Source organism: Streptomyces sp. NPDC012510 (assembly GCF_042955065.1).
In the GTDB taxonomy this organism is placed as follows: Bacteria; Actinomycetota; Actinomycetes; order Streptomycetales; family Streptomycetaceae; genus Streptomyces.
Genome location: NZ_JBIBEN010000026.1, coordinates 57011 through 72129, shown reverse-complemented (window position 1 = coordinate 72129; position 15119 = coordinate 57011). Strand labels below are relative to the sequence as shown.

At 68.5% G+C, this 15119-nt stretch carries 11 protein-coding genes and 1 tRNA gene; 6 read left to right on the top strand and 6 right to left on the bottom strand.

Annotated features, from left to right (window positions below; genetic code table 11):
• The 3 genes from ACFY9I_RS35555 to ACFY9I_RS35545 are packed head-to-tail and all read left to right on the top strand — an operon-like array spanning position 1 to position 3452.
• Positions 1 to 1827 carry a branched-chain amino acid ABC transporter permease gene (locus ACFY9I_RS35555; protein WP_391009451.1) on the top strand — a complete coding sequence of 609 codons (1827 nt, stop codon included), beginning with the start codon at positions 1 to 3 and terminating at the stop codon, positions 1825 to 1827.
• A 3-nt stretch (positions 1828 to 1830) separates the two neighbouring features.
• Positions 1831 to 2739 carry an ATP-binding cassette domain-containing protein gene (locus ACFY9I_RS35550; RefSeq protein ID WP_391009448.1) on the top strand — a complete coding sequence of 303 codons (909 nt, stop codon included), beginning with the start codon at positions 1831 to 1833 and terminating at the stop codon, positions 2737 to 2739.
• The gene (locus ACFY9I_RS35545) at positions 2736 to 3452 is read left to right on the top strand and encodes an ATP-binding cassette domain-containing protein (protein WP_391009445.1); all 717 of its coding nucleotides are present in this window, start codon (positions 2736 to 2738) and stop codon (positions 3450 to 3452) included. The genes ACFY9I_RS35550 and ACFY9I_RS35545 overlap by 4 nt, the downstream gene beginning before the upstream one ends.
• A gap of 94 nt (positions 3453 to 3546) precedes the next feature.
• On the opposite strand, the gene ACFY9I_RS35540 is transcribed toward ACFY9I_RS35545, so the two are convergent.
• Positions 3547 to 4200, bottom strand: a complete 654-nt coding sequence (locus ACFY9I_RS35540) for a response regulator (RefSeq protein WP_391009443.1) — start codon at positions 4198 to 4200, stop codon at positions 3547 to 3549.
• Between the two features lie 99 nt (positions 4201 to 4299).
• Here ACFY9I_RS35540 and ACFY9I_RS35535 point away from each other — a divergent pair.
• Both ACFY9I_RS35535 and ACFY9I_RS35530 read left to right on the top strand, forming a co-directional pair.
• Positions 4300 to 4374: transfer RNA gene (locus ACFY9I_RS35535), tRNA-Leu, on the top strand.
• Between the two features lie 106 nt (positions 4375 to 4480).
• Positions 4481 to 5224: a helix-turn-helix domain-containing protein gene (locus tag ACFY9I_RS35530; RefSeq protein WP_391009441.1), complete on the top strand. Its 744-nt coding sequence runs from the start codon at positions 4481 to 4483 to the stop codon at positions 5222 to 5224.
• 5 nt (positions 5225 to 5229) lie between these two features.
• Here ACFY9I_RS35530 and pyk read toward each other — a convergent pair whose 3' ends face one another.
• The gene (gene pyk, locus ACFY9I_RS35525) at positions 5230 to 6669 is read right to left on the bottom strand and encodes a pyruvate kinase (protein ID WP_391009438.1); all 1440 of its coding nucleotides are present in this window, start codon (positions 6667 to 6669) and stop codon (positions 5230 to 5232) included.
• Between the two features lie 142 nt (positions 6670 to 6811).
• Positions 6812 to 7528: an SIMPL domain-containing protein gene (locus ACFY9I_RS35520; RefSeq protein ID WP_391009435.1), complete on the bottom strand. Its 717-nt coding sequence runs from the start codon at positions 7526 to 7528 to the stop codon at positions 6812 to 6814.
• A gap of 168 nt (positions 7529 to 7696) precedes the next feature.
• On the opposite strand from ACFY9I_RS35520, the gene ACFY9I_RS35515 reads away from it, so the two are divergent.
• Positions 7697 to 9505: a 5'-nucleotidase C-terminal domain-containing protein gene (locus tag ACFY9I_RS35515; RefSeq protein ID WP_391009432.1), complete on the top strand. Its 1809-nt coding sequence runs from the start codon at positions 7697 to 7699 to the stop codon at positions 9503 to 9505.
• A 61-nt stretch (positions 9506 to 9566) separates the two neighbouring features.
• On the opposite strand, the gene ACFY9I_RS35510 is transcribed toward ACFY9I_RS35515, so the two are convergent.
• From ACFY9I_RS35510 to pepN, 3 genes are all read right to left on the bottom strand, one after another.
• Complete coding sequence (locus ACFY9I_RS35510; protein ID WP_391009429.1) at positions 9567 to 11003, bottom strand: SidA/IucD/PvdA family monooxygenase; 1437 nt, start codon at positions 11001 to 11003, stop codon at positions 9567 to 9569.
• A complete protein-coding gene (locus tag ACFY9I_RS35505; RefSeq protein WP_391009426.1) occupies positions 11000 to 12373 on the bottom strand; it encodes an aminotransferase class V-fold PLP-dependent enzyme in 1374 nt (457 codons plus the stop codon). Before ACFY9I_RS35505 ends, ACFY9I_RS35510 begins: the two co-directional genes overlap by 4 nt.
• A 191-nt stretch (positions 12374 to 12564) precedes the next feature.
• A complete protein-coding gene (pepN, locus tag ACFY9I_RS35500) occupies positions 12565 to 15102 on the bottom strand; it encodes an aminopeptidase N (protein ID WP_391009423.1) in 2538 nt (845 codons plus the stop codon).
• Between the last annotated feature and the right edge of the window lie 17 nt (positions 15103 to 15119).

The window sequence follows — 15119 nt, the reverse complement described above, 5'->3', positions numbered from 1 at the left end:
ATGACCACACAGACCACCGCATCCTCGGCGACCACCGCCAAGCACGACACCACTCCGAGGGGTCTCGTGGGCCTCCCGGAGAACACCGGCCGCGCCCTCGCCACCGGCGGCGGCGTCCTCGCCGTCATCTCCACCTTCCTGTCCTGGACCTGGACCTCCGCCTTCCCCGGCAACCTCACGGTCTACGGCTACCCCGGCGGCCTCCAGGTCCTCGTCCTCATCGGCGGCGCCCTCACCGCCCTCTTCGGCCTCGCCTCCTACGGCGTCAAGGGCCTGCGCTGGCTCACCCCCGCAGGCGCCGACAGCGCCATCAAACTCGCCGCACTCGGCACCTTCGCCACCGCCTGGTACACGATCCTCGCGATCAGCATCCAGCTCGGCGGCCTGGTCAACCTGGAGCCCGGCGGCTACGTCGTCGCCGTCGCCACCCTCGTCGCCCTCCTCGGCGCCCTCGCCCTGCCGTTCGAACGACCCGCCGACGAGACCGCCGACGACGACGAGACCCTCGGGGAGCGCATCGGCCGCATCAAGCGCCACATCGTCTCCCTCCTCAAGTCCGCGCTCTACACGACCGCCCCGGCCCCGGCCCGCCAGCTGCCCGCCTACGCCGAGATCCTGGTCATCGTCGCCACCATGGCGGTCGGCCTCACCGTCTTCACCTACGGCATCGGCACCGAATACGACGAACTCTTCGTCGGCTTCCTCATCACCGCGGGCTTCGGCTTCGCCGCCATCGCCAAAGCCGGACTCGTGAACCGGATCTCCACGCTCACCGCCAAACACCGCACGGTCACCATGACCGGCGCGTTCGCCGCGGCCGCCGCGTTCCCCTTCACCCAGTCCGACGACCGCTACGCGACCATCGGCGTCTACATCCTGATCTTCGCCACCGTCGCCCTCGGCCTCAACATCGTCGTCGGCCTCGCCGGCCTCCTCGACCTCGGATACGTCGCCTTCCTCGGCGTCGGCGCCTACACCGCGGCCATGGTCTCCGGCTCCCCCTCCTCCCCCTTCGACATCCACCTGCCCTTCTGGGCCTCCGCCATCCTCGGCGCCGCCGTCGCCATGATCTTCGGCGTCATCATCGGCGCCCCCACCCTCCGACTGCGCGGCGACTACCTCGCCATCGTCACCCTCGGCTTCGGCGAGATCTTCCGCATCGCCGTCCTCAACATGGACGGCACCTCCGGACCCGACATCACCAACGGCTCCAACGGCATCTCCTCGATCCCCAACCTCAACATCCTGGGCTTCGACTTCGGCGCCGAACACACCATCGCCGGGTTCACCATCGCCCGCTTCGCCAACTACTTCTTCCTCATGCTGCTCATCACCCTCGTCGTGGTGATCGTCTTCCGACGCAGCAGCGACTCCCGCATCGGCCGCGCCTGGATCGCCATCCGCGAGGACGAGACGGCCGCACTCGCCATGGGCATCAACGGCTTCCGCGTCAAGCTCATCGCCTTCGCCCTCGGCGCCGCACTCGCCGGCCTCGCCGGCACCGTCCAGGCACACGTCACCTACACCGTGACCCCCGAGCAGTACCAGTTCGCCCACGTGGTCCCGCCCAACTCGGCGTTCCTCCTGGCAGCGGTCGTCCTCGGCGGCATGGGCACCATCAGCGGCCCCCTCGTCGGCGCCGCTCTGCTCTACCTCATCCCCGCCAAGCTCCAGTTCCTCGGCGACCTCCAGCTCTTCGCCTTCGGCCTCGCCCTCGTGCTGCTCATGCGCTTCCGCCCGGAAGGACTCATCCCCAACCGGCGCCGCCAGCTCGAATTCCACGAAGACGCCGAAGCACCCACAGTCCTCAGCAAGGCAGGGGCCTGACCCATGACCACCGACACCACCACCAAGGACGCCACAGCCGGGGCCACACCCCGCGAGACCGTCCTCGACGCCCGCGGCGTGACCATGCGCTTCGGCGGCCTCACCGCCGTACGCAACGTCAACCTCACCGTCAACAGCGGCGAGATCGTCGGACTCATCGGCCCCAACGGCGCCGGCAAGACGACCTTCTTCAACTGCCTCACCGGGCTCTACATCCCCACCGAGGGCGAAGTCCGCTACAAGGGCCAGGTCCTGCCGCCCAAGTCCTTCAAGGTCACCGCGGCCGGCATCGCCCGCACCTTCCAGAACATCCGTCTCTTCGCCAACATGACGGTCCTGGAAAACGTCCTCGTGGGACGCCACACCCGCACCAAGGAAGGCCTCTGGTCGGCCCTCCTGCGCGGCCCCGGCTTCCACAAGGCCGAGAAGGCCTCACGCGAACGCGCCATGGAACTCCTGGAGTTCGTCGGCCTCGCCGCCAAGGCCGAACACCTCGCCCGCAACCTCCCCTACGGCGAACAGCGCAAGCTGGAGATCGCCCGCGCCCTGGCGAGCGAGCCGGGCCTGCTCCTGCTCGACGAACCCACCGCCGGCATGAACCCCCAGGAGACGCGGACCACGGAAGAACTGGTCTTCGCCATCCGGGACAAGGGCATCGCCGTCCTCGTCATCGAGCACGACATGCGGTTCATCTTCAACCTCTGCGACCGCGTCGCCGTCCTCGTCCAGGGCGAGAAACTCGTCGAGGGCGACAGCGCCACCGTCCAGGGAGACGAACGCGTCGTCGCCGCCTACCTCGGCGAACCCTTCGAAGACGCCCCCGGCAAGGACGAGGTCGCCGAAGTCGAGGCCGCCGAAGCGAACGCCGAGTCCTCGACGGACACCGCGCCCGGCAAGGAGAACGACCGATGACCGCACTGCTCGAAGTAGAGGACCTCCGGGTCGCCTACGGCAAGATCGAAGCCGTCAAGGGCATCTCCTTCAAGGTCGACGCCGGCGAGGTCGTCACCCTCATCGGCACCAACGGCGCCGGCAAGACCACCACCCTGCGCACCCTCTCCGGCCTCCTCAAGCCGGTCGGCGGCCAGATCAAGTTCGACGGCAAGTCGCTGAAGAAGGTCCCCGCGCACGACATCGTCGCGCTCGGACTCGCCCACTCCCCCGAGGGGCGGCACATCTTCCCGCGCATGACCATCGAGGACAACCTGTACCTCGGCGCCTTCCTGCGCAACGACAAGCCCGGCATCGAGAAGGACGTCCAGCGCGCCTACGACCTCTTCCCCATCCTGGGAGAACGCCGCAAGCAGGCCGCGGGCACCCTCTCGGGCGGTGAACAGCAGATGCTCGCCATGGGCCGGGCCCTGATGTCCCAGCCCAAGCTGCTGATGCTGGACGAGCCCTCCATGGGCCTCTCCCCGATCATGATGCAGAAGATCATGGCCACCATCGCCGAGCTGAAGGCCCAGGGCACGACGATCCTCCTCGTCGAACAGAACGCCCAGGCCGCCCTCTCCCTCGCCGACCACGGCCACGTCATGGAGATCGGCAAGGTCGTCCTCTCCGGCACCGGCTCCGACCTGCTCCACGACGAGTCCGTCCGCAAGGCGTACCTCGGCGAGGACTAGCCACCGGCCCACGTACGACGAGGCCCGCACCCCGGTTGGAAAAGGGGTGCGGGCCTCGTCGTGCACGACTGCGACTGTACGACTGGTCGGGCACTCAGCCCTTGGCGGCCTTCTTCTCGTCGGCATCCTGGATAACGGCTTCCGCCACCTGCTGCATCGACATCCGACGGTCCATCGACGTCTTCTGGATCCACCGGAACGCCGCCGGTTCCGTCAACCCGTACTCCGTCTGCAGAATCGACTTCGCCCGGTCCACCAGCTTGCGGGTCTCCAGCCGGAGCGTGAGGTCCGCGACCTCCTTCTCCAACTCCTTCAACTCCGTGAACCGCGACACCGCCATCTCGATCGCCGGCACGACATCGCTCTTGCTGAACGGCTTCACCAGGTACGCCATCGCACCGGCGTCCCGGGCCCGCTCGACGAGGTCACGCTGCGAGAAGGCGGTCAGCATCAACACGGGCGCGATGCGCTCCTCGGCGATCTTCTCGGCCGCCGAGATGCCGTCCATCTTCGGCATCTTCACATCGAGGATCACAAGGTCCGGCTGGTGCTCCCGGGCCAGCTCGACGGCCTGCTCACCGTCACCGGCCTCGCCCACGACGGAATAGCCCTCCTCTTCGAGCATCTCCTTCAGATCGAGGCGGATCAGCGCCTCGTCCTCGGCGATGACGACACGGGTCGTCAGCGGAGGCACGTGCGACTTGTCATCGTCGTCGGCGACGGGCTGGGGCGACTCGGGGGCGGTCACGGGGGCTCCTCGTTCGGGGCGGGGTACTGCTGACAAGAGGGTACCTAGCTGCGGTAAGGTGGTCTGGCAGCGGGTCGGGGGAAACCTTCGATTCACTGGGCCCCGGTAGCCCAATTGGCAGCAGGCAATGGATTCAAAACCCATACAGTGTCGGTTCGAGTCCGACCCGGGGCACTTTTCCTTCGATTCCAAGGTCACCAACCAGAAGCGGATGTCCACGTTCCCGTGAACATCCGCTTTTTGCTGTGCGCGGCGACGAACAGTTGCACAGAGTGGCCGCATGTACGACATCAGCACGCGCAAGCGAGCGCTCGCCCTGGTTGCCCAGGGGCGCAGCCTCAACTCGGTGAGCCGGGAGACGGGCATCTCACGAGCCGCGATCCGTTCCTGGCAGTGGCGCCTTGAACCGCTGCCTCGCATGGCACCGGCAGACCCAGGTCCACCCGCAGAAGAGCGGGCGTACTCCTACCTGCTGGGCCTCTACCTCGGCGACGGCTGCATCAGCGCCCACCCGCGCAGCGGCTATTACCTGCGCATCGCGTGTGCCAACGCTTGGCCTGGACTCATGGAACAGTGCCGCGAGGCAATGACGAGTGTGCGCCCAGGTATCGGTGTGTATCTGCTCCGGAAGGATGGCTACACGATGGTCACCAGTTACTCCCGGCGCTGGCCGAACCTCTTTCCTCAGCACGGCCCCGGCAAAAAGCACGAGCGCGCCATCTCTCTCGAAGGCTGGCAACGAACCATCGTCGATGCCTACCCGTGGGAGTTCGTTCGCGGCCTCATCCACTCCGACGGCTGCCGTATCACCAACTGGACGACGCGACTGGTCGACGGCGAGCGCAAGCGCTACGAATACCCCCGCTACTTCTTCACCAACTTGTCGGCCGACATCATTCGTCTCTTCACAGACACGCTGGACCGACTGGGCGTCGAATGGAAATTCGCCAACGCTCGCAACGTCTCCATCGCCCGCAAAGCCTCCGTCGCCCTCATGGACGCCCACGTGGGCCCGAAGTACTGACACCCCTACGCCTTCGGACCGCCGCCCTCCCCGATGTGATGCACCCGCACCAGGTTCGTAGAGCCGGCCACCCCCGGCGGTGAGCCCGCCGTGATCACCACCACGTCGCCCTTCTTGCAGCGGCCGTACTGGAGCAGCAGTTCGTCCACCTGGTCGACCATCGCATCCGTCGAGTCGACGCGCGGCCCCAGGAACGTCTCCACGCCCCACGTCAGGCTCAGCCGCGAGCGGGTCGCCGGGTCGGGGGTGAAGGCGAGGAGGGGGATCGGGGAGCGGTAGCGGGAGAGGCGGCGGGCGGTGTCGCCGGACTGGCTGAAGGCGACCAGGAACCTGGCGTCGAGGAAGTCGCCGATCTCTGCGGCGGCTCGGGCGACGGCGCCGCCCTGGGTGCGGGGCTTGTTGTGTTCGGTGAGGGGCGGGAGGCCCTGGGAGAGCATGTCCTCCTCGGCTGCCGCGACGATGCGGGACATGGTGCGGACCGTCTCGACCGCGTACTTGCCGACGCTCGTCTCGCCCGACAGCATCACCGCGTCGGTGCCGTCGAGCACCGCGTTGGCGACGTCGCTCACCTCCGCCCGCGTGGGGCGGGAGTTGTTGATCATGGATTCGAGCATCTGGGTGGCGACGATGACCGGCTTGGCGTTGCGTTTCGCCAGTTTGATGGCGCGTTTCTGGACCATCGGGACCTGTTCGAGGGGCATTTCCACGCCGAGGTCGCCGCGGGCGATCATGATGCCGTCGAAGGCGTCGACGATGTCGGCGAGGGCGTCCACCGCCTGTGGTTTCTCCACCTTGGCGATGACGGGGACCCGGCGGCCTTCCTCGTCCATGATCCGGTGGACGTCCTCGATGTCCCGGCCGGATCTGACGAACGACAGGGCGATGATGTCGAAGCCGGTGCGCAGGGCCCAGCGGAGGTCGTTCTCGTCCTTCTTGGAGAGGGCGGGGACGGATACGGCGACGCCGGGGAGGTTGAGGCCCTTGTGGTCGGAGACCATTCCGCCTTCGACGACCGTGGTGTGGACGCGGGGGCCGTCCACCGCAGTGACCCGGAGGGTCACCTTGCCGTCGTCGATGAGGATGCGTTCGCCGGGGGTGACGTCGGCGGCCAGGCCGCGGTAGGTCGTGCCGCAGCCCTCGCTGTCGCCCGCCACGCCTTCCTCGACGCTGATGGTGAAGGTGTCGTCGCGTTCGAGGAGGACGGGTCCTTCGGTGAAGCGGCCGAGGCGGATCTTCGGGCCCTGGAGGTCGGCGAGTATGCCGACGGCGCGGCCCGTCTCGTCGGAGGCCTTGCGGACGTGGCGGTACCGCTCCTCGTGTTCGGCGTGGTCGCCGTGGCTGAGGTTGAAGCGGGCGATGTCCATTCCGGCTTCGACCAGGGTTTTGAGCTGGTCGTAGGAGTCGGTGGCGGGCCCGAGGGTGCAGACGATCTTTGCTCGGCGCATGGTGCGAGCCTATGGCTTACCAGCGGGTAGCGATCTGGTGAAGCGTGACTACTCAACGCCCTTTGTGTGAAGGGTAATTGACAACCGGTCATGGCGATCGGAGGGTGCCCCGGCGCGCGGCACGGGGCACCCGGATGGCGGGTCACAGCCGTGGCGGCAGCATGGTGAAGCGGGCGTTGACCTGGGCGTGGAGGCGTTGGCGTTGGGGTTCGAGGTCGAGGGGGGCTGCGGCGTCCTCGGCTCCCGTGGCGGATCGGGCGCGCAGGGCGCCGCCGGGGGCTGCCGGGCGGACGGGCTGGGGGGCTTCGGCGCCGATGTCGGCGAGTTCGACCAGGGCCGCGAGTGTGGTGTCGAGTGCCTCGGCGTACTCGCGGGCGCGCTGTACGGCGTCCTTCACTGCCTGTTGCCTGGCTCGTTTGTGGGCGGGTGAGGTGGGTCGGAGGGACCACCAGGGGCCGTCGACGCTGGTGAGGTCGAGGTCGGCCAGGCGGGTGGTGAGTTCGCCCAGTGCGGTGAAGTCGGTCAGCTCGGCGGTGATGTGGACGCGGCCGTGGTAGGCGTGGATCCTTTCGCCCCTGCCCTTCTCCTTCAGTTCGGGGGTGAGGGAGAAGGTGCCTGTTTCGAGTCGTTCGACCGCTTGGCCGTAGGTCTTGATGAGGTCGAGGGCGGTGGTGTTGCGGCGGGTGAGGTCGTCGAGGGCGGTGCGCCGGTCTTTGCCGCGGGCGAGGACGGTGACGCGGATGCCGGCTATCTCGGGGTCGACTTCGAGGTGGGCTTCGCCGCGTACGGCGATGCGGGGCGCGTCGGGGGTGCCGTAGGGGGCGGCGGTGGGCTGGGCTTCCTCGGGGCTGGTGGCCATACGTCCGACTCTGTCACTGGTGTCGGGGGGCCGGGGGGAGGGCCGGTCATCAGATCGAAACCTGCGGGATCTGTTGCCGCGGGCGATGGGCGCGGCACAATCTACGCGCGTTCACCTCACGGTCTACGCGCGTCACTCATCGCACCGTTCCTCCTAGGAGTACCCGATATGCCCCTGAACCGCCGGAAGTTCCTGAAGAAGTCAGCCGTGACCGGCGCGGGCGCGGCCGTCGCCGGTACGGCTCTGGCCCCGAGTGCGCGGGCGGCCGAGGCGAAGACCGGCGGGAAGAAGGCGCCGAAGCGGTACAGCTTCACCGTGATGGGGACGACGGACCTGCACGGGAATGTCTTCAACTGGGACTACTTCACGGACAAGGAGTTCGACGACAAGGCGCACAACGACGTCGGTCTCGCGAAGATCTCCACGCTGGTGAACCGGATCCGTGAGGAGAAGGGTCGCCGGAACACACTGCTGATCGACGCCGGTGACACCATCCAGGGCACCCAGTTGTCGTACTACTACGCGAAGGTGGATCCGATCACCGCGAAGGGTGGTCCGGTGCACCCGATGGCGCAGGCGATGAACGCGATCGACTACGACGCGGCGGCGCTGGGGAACCACGAGTTCAATTACGGCATTCCGGTGCTGCGGAAGTTCCAGGAGCAGTGTCGTTTCCCGTTGCTGGGTGCCAACGCGCTGGACGCGAAGACGTTGCGCCCCGCTTTCCCGCCGTACAGCATGCACCGGCTGCGTACGCCGTTCGGGCGGGATGTGAAGGTGGCGGTCCTCGGGCTGACCAACCCGGGTATCGCGATCTGGGACAAGGCGAACGTGCAGGGGAAGATGACGTTCCCGGGGCTGGAGGAGCAGGCGGCGAAGTGGGTGCCGAAGCTTCGCTCCATGGGGGCGGATGTCGTCATCGTGTCGGCGCACAGTGGTTCTTCCGGCACGTCCTCGTACGGTGACCAGTTGCCCTACATCGAGAACGCGGCAGGTCTGGTGGCCGAGCAGGTGCCGGGGATCGACGCGATCCTGGTGGGGCACGCGCACACGGAGATCCCGGAGTACTTCGTCACCAACAAGGAGACGGGCAAGCAGGTCGTGCTGTCGGAGCCGCTGAAGTGGGGGCAGCGGCTGACGCTGTTCGACTTCGAGCTGGTGTGGAGCAAGGGCTGCTGGAAGGTCGAGAGGGTCGGTGCTCAGGTTCTCAACTCCAACACGGTGGAGGAGGACCCGAAGATCGTGAAGCTGCTGGGTGACGAGCACGAGAAGGTCGTGGCGTACGTCAACCAGGTCATCGGGACGAACGCGGCGGAGATGACGTCGGTGGAGGCGCCGTACAAGGATGTGGCGATCATCGATCTGATCAACCACATCCAGGCCGACACGGTGAAGCAGGCTCTGTCCTCGTCCGAGTACGCGTCGTTGCCGGTGCTGTCGCAGGCGGCGGCGTTCTCCCGCAGTGCGGTGATTCCGGCGGGGAACGTCACGATCCGGGATGTGGCGGGTCTGTATGTGTTCGAGAACACGTTGGAGGCGCGTCTGATGACGGGTGCGCAGATGAAGGCGTATCTGGAGTACTCGGCGAACTACTTCGTGCAGACGGCGGCGGACGCCGTCGTCGATCCGGCGAAGCTGACGAACGCGAACGGCACGCCGGACTACAACTACGACGCGGTGAGTGGTCTGTCGTACGAGATCGACATCGCCAAGCCGGCGGGGTCGCGGATCACGGACGTCCGGTTCCAGGGTGCGCCGCTGGCGGACGACCAGAAGTTCGTGTTCGCGGTGAACAACTACCGGGCCAATGGCGGTGGCAACTTCCCGCACGTCGCGGCGGCGCAGTTGTTGTGGTCGAACTCGGACGAAATCCGTAACACGATGATCGCGTGGGTGAAGGCGAAGGGCTCGATCGATCCGGCGGAGTTCGCGTCGGTGGACTGGAAGCTGACGCGGAACGGTACGCCGGTCTTCTAGGTCCGCGGGAGGGTGAGGGCGACGGCGACGGCGCTGGGTTCAGCGCCGGCGCCGTGGTCACTCACCTGGCGTCGACGAGGGGTGTCAGCGGGGTCGGGGTCTTCTCCTGTCGGGCGGCCGGGATCTGGGGGCTGGGTTCGAGGCCGAAGGTGGTGAAGGCGGTGCGGGTGGGGAGCGGGTAGGGCTCCTTGCCGGTGAGGGTGTTGAGGATGGTGGCGCTGCGCCAGGCGGCGAGGCCGAGGTCGGGGGCGCCGACGCCGTGGGTGTGGAGTTCGGCGTTCTGGACGTAGACGTGGCAGCCGGAGTCGGTGACGGACGGGTCGAGGATCATGCGGAACTTGTCGTCGACGCGGGGTCGTTCGCGGTTGTCCCGGCGCATGTACGGGTCGAGGCCGGCGAGGACGTGGTCCAGGGAGCGTTCGTGGTAGCCGGTGGCGAGGACGACGGCGTCGGTGGTGAGGCGGGAGCGGGTGCCTTGCTCGCTGTGTTCGAGGTGGAGTTCGACTTTGGTGGTGGCGAGGCGGCCGGCCGTGCGGACGTGGACACCGGGGGTGAGGACGGTGTCGGGCCAGCCGCCGTCGAGGGTTCGGCGGTAGAGCTCGTCGTGGATCGCGGCGATGGTGTCGGCGCCGATGCCCTTGTGGAGTTGCCATTGGGCGGCGACGAGTCGGTCCCGGGTGGGTTCGTTGAGGGCGTGGAAGTAGCGGGTGTAGTCCGGTGTGAAGTGTTCCAGGCCGAGTTTGGAGTACTCCATGGGTGCGAAGGCCTCGGTGCGGCCGAGCCAGTGCAGTTTCTCCCGGCCGGCGGGCCGGTGTCGTAGCAGGTCGAGGAAGACCTCGGCGCCGGACTGTCCGGCGCCGACGACGGTGACGTGTTCGGCTGCCAGGAGGCGGTCGCGTTCGCGGAGGTAGTCCGTGGCGTGGATGACGGGCACGCCGGGGGCTTCGACGAGTGGCTTCAGCGGCTCGGGCACATGGGGTTCGGTGCCGACTCCGAGAACGACGTTGCGGGTGTAGGTGCGGCCCAGTGCGGTGGCTTCTCCTTGGTCGTCGAGCTGGGTGAAGTCGACCTCGAACAGGTTGCGTTCGGGGTTCCAGCGCACCGAGTCGACCTGGTGGCCGAAGCGCAGTGCCGGTAGCTTCTCGGCGACCCAGCGGCAGTAGGCCTCGTATTCGGTGCGCTGGATGTGGAATCGCTCGGCGAAGTAGAACGGGAAGAGCCGGTCGTGGGTTCTGAGGTAGTTGAGGAACGACCAGGGGCTGCCGGGGTCGGCGAGTGTCACCAGGTCGGCGAGGAAGGGGACTTGGACGGTGGCGCCCTCGATGAGGAGTCCGGGGTGCCAGTCGAATCCGGGGCGTCGCTCGTAGAAGACCGTGTCGAGTTCGGCGAGGGGGTGGGCGAGGGCGGCGAGGGAGAGGTTGGCCGGGCCGATGCCCACGCCGACGAGGTCGCGGGGGGCTTCGGGTTCCTGCTGGTCGTGGTCGGGGGGCGCGCTCATGTGGGGGTGTGTCCTTCGGAGAGTGCTACGAGGTCTACGAGCTTGAGCAGGGCGGTGAGGTCGCTCAGCCGGGTGTGTGGGTTGAGCAGGGTGGTTTTGAACCAGAGGCGGCCGTCGAGTGCGGCGCGGCCTATGACGGCCCGGCCGTGGTGCAGCAGGTGTCGGCGGACGGCGGCCACGGTGTCGTCGGTGGCCTCGGAGGGGCGGAAGAGGACCGTGCTGATGCTGGGCCGGTCGTAGAGTTCGAAGCCGGGGTGTGCCTCGATGAGGGCGGCGAATTCATGGGCGAGGTCGCAGACGTGGTCGACGAGTGCGCCCAGTCCCGTGCGGCCGAGGGTTTTGAGGGTGACGGCGATCTTGAGGATGTCGGCCCGTCGTGTGGTGCGCAGTGACCGGCCGAGGAGGTCGGGGAAACCGGCGTCGGTGTCGTCGTCGGCGTTGAGGTAGTCCGCCTGGTGCTCGAGTGTGGCGAGGTCGGCCGTGTCGCGTACGGCGAGGAGTCCGGCGGCGACCGGCTGCCAGCCCAGTTTGTGCAGGTCCAGGGTGATGGTGTGGGCGCGCGTGAGGCCGTCGAGTCGGGTTCGGTGTCGCTCGCTGAGGAGGAGGCCGCCGCCGTAGGCGGCGTCGATGTGGAGTCGGGCGCCGTGGGCCTCGCAGAGGTCGGCGATGTCGGGCAGGGGGTCGATGAGGCCGGCGTCGGTGGTGCCGGCGGTGGCGGCGACGAGGAGGGGGCCGGGGAGGTGGGTGAGGGCGTCGTCGAGAGTGGCGGGGTCCAGGGTGCCGGCGGGGGTGGGGAGCGTGAGGGGCTCGGGGAGGCCGAGGAGCCAGGCGGCCCGGTGCAGCGAGTGATGGGCGTTGACCCCGCAGACCAGTCGTGTTCCGGGGTGGGCCTCCCGGGCCAGCAGCACGGCGAGTTGGTTGGACTCGGTGCCGCCGGTGGTGACCAGCGCGTCGCCCGCGCCGACTTCCGTGGCGAGTGCTCGGGTCACCGCCGCTTCGAGGGCGGAGGCGGCGGGGGCCTGGTCCCAGGAGTCGAGGGAGGGGTTGAGTACGGAGGCGGCGAGGTCGGCTGCGGCGGCGACGGCCAGGGGTGGTGTGTGGAGGTGGGCGGCGCACAGGGGGTCGGCGGGGTCGGCGGTGCCTGCCGCGAGGGTGTGGACCAGGAGCGCCAGGGCCTGCGGGTCGCCTTGTTCCGGGAAGGGCTCCCCGAGCGCGTCCCCCACCATTGCCGCGACCGCCTCCGGGCCGCCGGCGGGGAGGGGGCCGCCCCGCGCCTCGGCCCCTTCCCGCAACACGTCGAGCACGGTGTCGAGCAACGGCCGTAGCGCGTCGGGACCTTGGGGTCCCGAGGCGAGAGGCGCAGCGGTCATGGATTCCTCCGAGCACGGGGAATCCCATCTTGTACGCCAATCAGGTGCCGAGCCTGAAAAGGCGGCTGATTACCACCAAAAGAGGGTAGTGCCCCGCGCCCTGAAGGGGCGCGGGGCACTGCGCGACCAGCCACCTGCAACCGCAAGCCCGCGGAACACCCGGGCCCCCGCGGCGCAACCTGGAGGTACCCCTACGCCTCCCGCACTCGCAGCGCACGCGCGAGGTCGTCCAGCTGATCCACCAGCTTGCGCCGAAGCGCCGGAATCAGCTCGCCGTCCCGCAGACACCGCTCCCCCAGGTCCAGCGTCTGCTGGTCCACCGCGTACACCGGGAACGCCCACCGCCCCGCGGCTTCCGCGATCGCCGGTCCACGCCGAGCGGCCAGCGCGACCGCGTCGGCCCAGTACCGTTCGACGTACTCTGTGAGGAGTTCCGCCTGTTCCGGCTGCCAGAACCCCTGGGCCGTCGCGGTGAACAGGTAGTTGGAGAGATCGTCCGTGGTGAACATCGCCTCCCAGGCGGCCCGCTTGGCCTCCGGGTCGGGCAGTGCGGCCCGGCACCGTGCGGCGCCCTCCTGGCCGCTGGCGCTCGGGTCCCGCTCCAGTTCCCCGGTGATCGTGTCGGCGTCGACCGCGCCGAGGACGGCGAGCCGGCCGAGGACGCGCCAGCGCAGTTCGGGGTCGAGTTCGGGGCCGCCCGGCACCGTGCCCTCGGCGAGCCATGCGGCGATGGTCTCGGGGTGGGCGGCGACGTCGATGAAGTGGCGTACGGCGGTGAGGCGGAGGCCGGGGTTGTCGCCGTCCTCGGTGCGGCGGATGAGGTCGCGGCACAGGGAGGTGAGGGTGGCGAGGCCGGCGGGGCGCTGTTCGGGGGTGAGGTAGCGGTCGGCGATCTGGGTGGTGGCGAAGGCGAGGACGCCTTGGACGATGGCGAGGTCGGTTTCGCGGGGGAGGTGGGTGCGGGCGGCCTCCAGGTAGGCGGTGGGCGGCATCGGGGGTTCGGGGGTCGTCCCCTGGACGGCGCTGCCGGCGTCGCGTACGGCGTCGCGGAGGGCGTTCCAGACGACGGCGCGGGTGAGGGGGTCGGGGAGGCCGCAGAGGTGGCCGGTGACGGCGATGGCGGAGTCGGGGTCGAAGCGGACCTTGGCGTAGGTGAGGTCGCCGTCGTTGAGGAGGAGCAGAGCGGGTCGTTTGCCGATGGGCTGGTCGGTGGTCTGGGGGATGTCGAGTGCGACGCGGTCGCGGAGGGTGAGGTGGCCCTGGTCGTCGCCGAGGTCCTGGTCGTAGATGCCTACGGCGATGTGGTGGGGGCGGCTGCCGGAGTGGGCGACGGTGAGGGTGTGGGTGCCGTCGGCGCCGCGGGTGACCTTGGGGGTGAGGGTGTCGACGCCGGTGGTGCGCAGCCAGGCGTCGGCCCATGCGTGGACGTCGCGTTCGGTGGCGCCGGCGAGGTTGTCGATGAAGTCGGCGAGGGTGGCGTTGCCGAAGCGGTGGCGGGTGAAGTGGGCGTTGATGCCGGCGAGGAAGTCCTTCTCGCCGAGCCAGGCGACGAGTTGGCGCAGGGCGGAGGCGCCCTTGGCGTAGGAGATGCCGTCGAAGTTGAGGAGGGCGGCGGCGGTGTCGTCGACGTTCTCGGGGGCGACGGGGTGCGTGGAGGGGCGTTGGTCGGCGTCGTATCCCCAGGCTTTGCGGGCGATGCCGAAGTCGACCCAGGTGTCCTTGAAGCGGGTGGCTTCGACGAGGGTCTGGTAGCCCATGTACTCGGCGAAGGACTCGTTGAGCCAGATGTCGTCCCACCACTTGAGGGTGACGAGGTCGCCGAACCACATGTGGGCCATCTCGTGGGCGATGACCATGGCGCGGGTCTGGCGTTCGGTGTCGGTGACGGCGGAGCGGTAGACGAACTCGTCGCGGAAGGTGACGAGGCCGGGGTTCTCCATGGCGCCGGCGTTGAACTCGGGGACGAAGGCCTGGTCGTAGGAGTCGAAGGGGTAGGGCTCCTCGAATTTCTCGTGGTAGCGGTCGTAGAGGGCGCGGGTGATGTCGAGGATTTCGTCGGCGTCGGTGTCGAGGTAGGGGCCGAGGGAGCGGCGGCAGTGGATGCCGAAGGGGAGGCCTCGGTGTTCGGTGCGGATCGAGTGCCAGGGGCCCGCGGCGACGGCGACGAGGTAGGTGGAGATCAGGGGGGTGGTGGCGGCGTGCCAGGTGCCGTCCTCGTGTTGTTCGGTGGTGCCGTTGGCGAGGACGGTCCAGTTTTCGGGGGCGGTGACGGTGAGGTCGAAGACGGCTTTGAGGTCGGGTTGGTCGAAGGCGGCGAAGACGCGTTGGACGTCGTCCATGAAGAGCTGGGTGTAGACGTAGGTTTCGCCGTCGGTGGGGTCGGTGAAGCGGTGCATGCCTTCGCCGGTGCGGGAGTAGCGCATGGCGGCGTCGACGCGTAGTTCGTGTGTGCCCGCGGTGAGGCCCTTGAGGGTGAGGCGGTTGCCGTCGAGGGTTCCCGGGTCGAGGGGTTCTCCGTCGAGGGTGACGGAGCGCAGTTCGGCGGGCTTGAGCTCGACGAAGGTGTCCGCGGCCTTTTTCTTCCCCCGTACGGTGAAGTGGATGACGGTACGGGAGTCGAAGGTCTCGTCGCCGCGCGTGAGGTCGAGTGCGATCTCGTAGCGGTGGACCTCGAGGAGCCGGGCACGGGCATGCGCTTCGTCGCGCGTCAGTACGGACATGAGGGACATGCTGCCTGATGGCTGTG

Bases quoted from the DNA above. Each gene is read 5' to 3' on its own strand.
- ACFY9I_RS35555 (WP_391009451.1), top strand. From the start codon at position 1: ATGACCACACAGACCACCGCATCCTCGGCGACCACCGCCAAGCACGAC.
- ACFY9I_RS35550 (WP_391009448.1), top strand. From the start codon at position 1,831: ATGACCACCGACACCACCACCAAGGACGCCACAGCCGGGGCCACACCC.
- ACFY9I_RS35545 (WP_391009445.1), top strand. From the start codon at position 2,736: ATGACCGCACTGCTCGAAGTAGAGGACCTCCGGGTCGCCTACGGCAAG.
- ACFY9I_RS35530 (WP_391009441.1), top strand. From the start codon at position 4,481: ATGTACGACATCAGCACGCGCAAGCGAGCGCTCGCCCTGGTTGCCCAG.
- pyk (WP_391009438.1), bottom strand. From the start codon at position 6,669: ATGCGCCGAGCAAAGATCGTCTGCACCCTCGGGCCCGCCACCGACTCC.
- ACFY9I_RS35520 (WP_391009435.1), bottom strand. From the start codon at position 7,528: ATGGCCACCAGCCCCGAGGAAGCCCAGCCCACCGCCGCCCCCTACGGC.
- ACFY9I_RS35515 (WP_391009432.1), top strand. From the start codon at position 7,697: ATGCCCCTGAACCGCCGGAAGTTCCTGAAGAAGTCAGCCGTGACCGGC.
- ACFY9I_RS35510 (WP_391009429.1), bottom strand. From the start codon at position 11,003: ATGAGCGCGCCCCCCGACCACGACCAGCAGGAACCCGAAGCCCCCCGC.
- ACFY9I_RS35505 (WP_391009426.1), bottom strand. From the start codon at position 12,373: ATGACCGCTGCGCCTCTCGCCTCGGGACCCCAAGGTCCCGACGCGCTA.
- pepN (WP_391009423.1), bottom strand. From the start codon at position 15,102: ATGTCCCTCATGTCCGTACTGACGCGCGACGAAGCGCATGCCCGTGCC.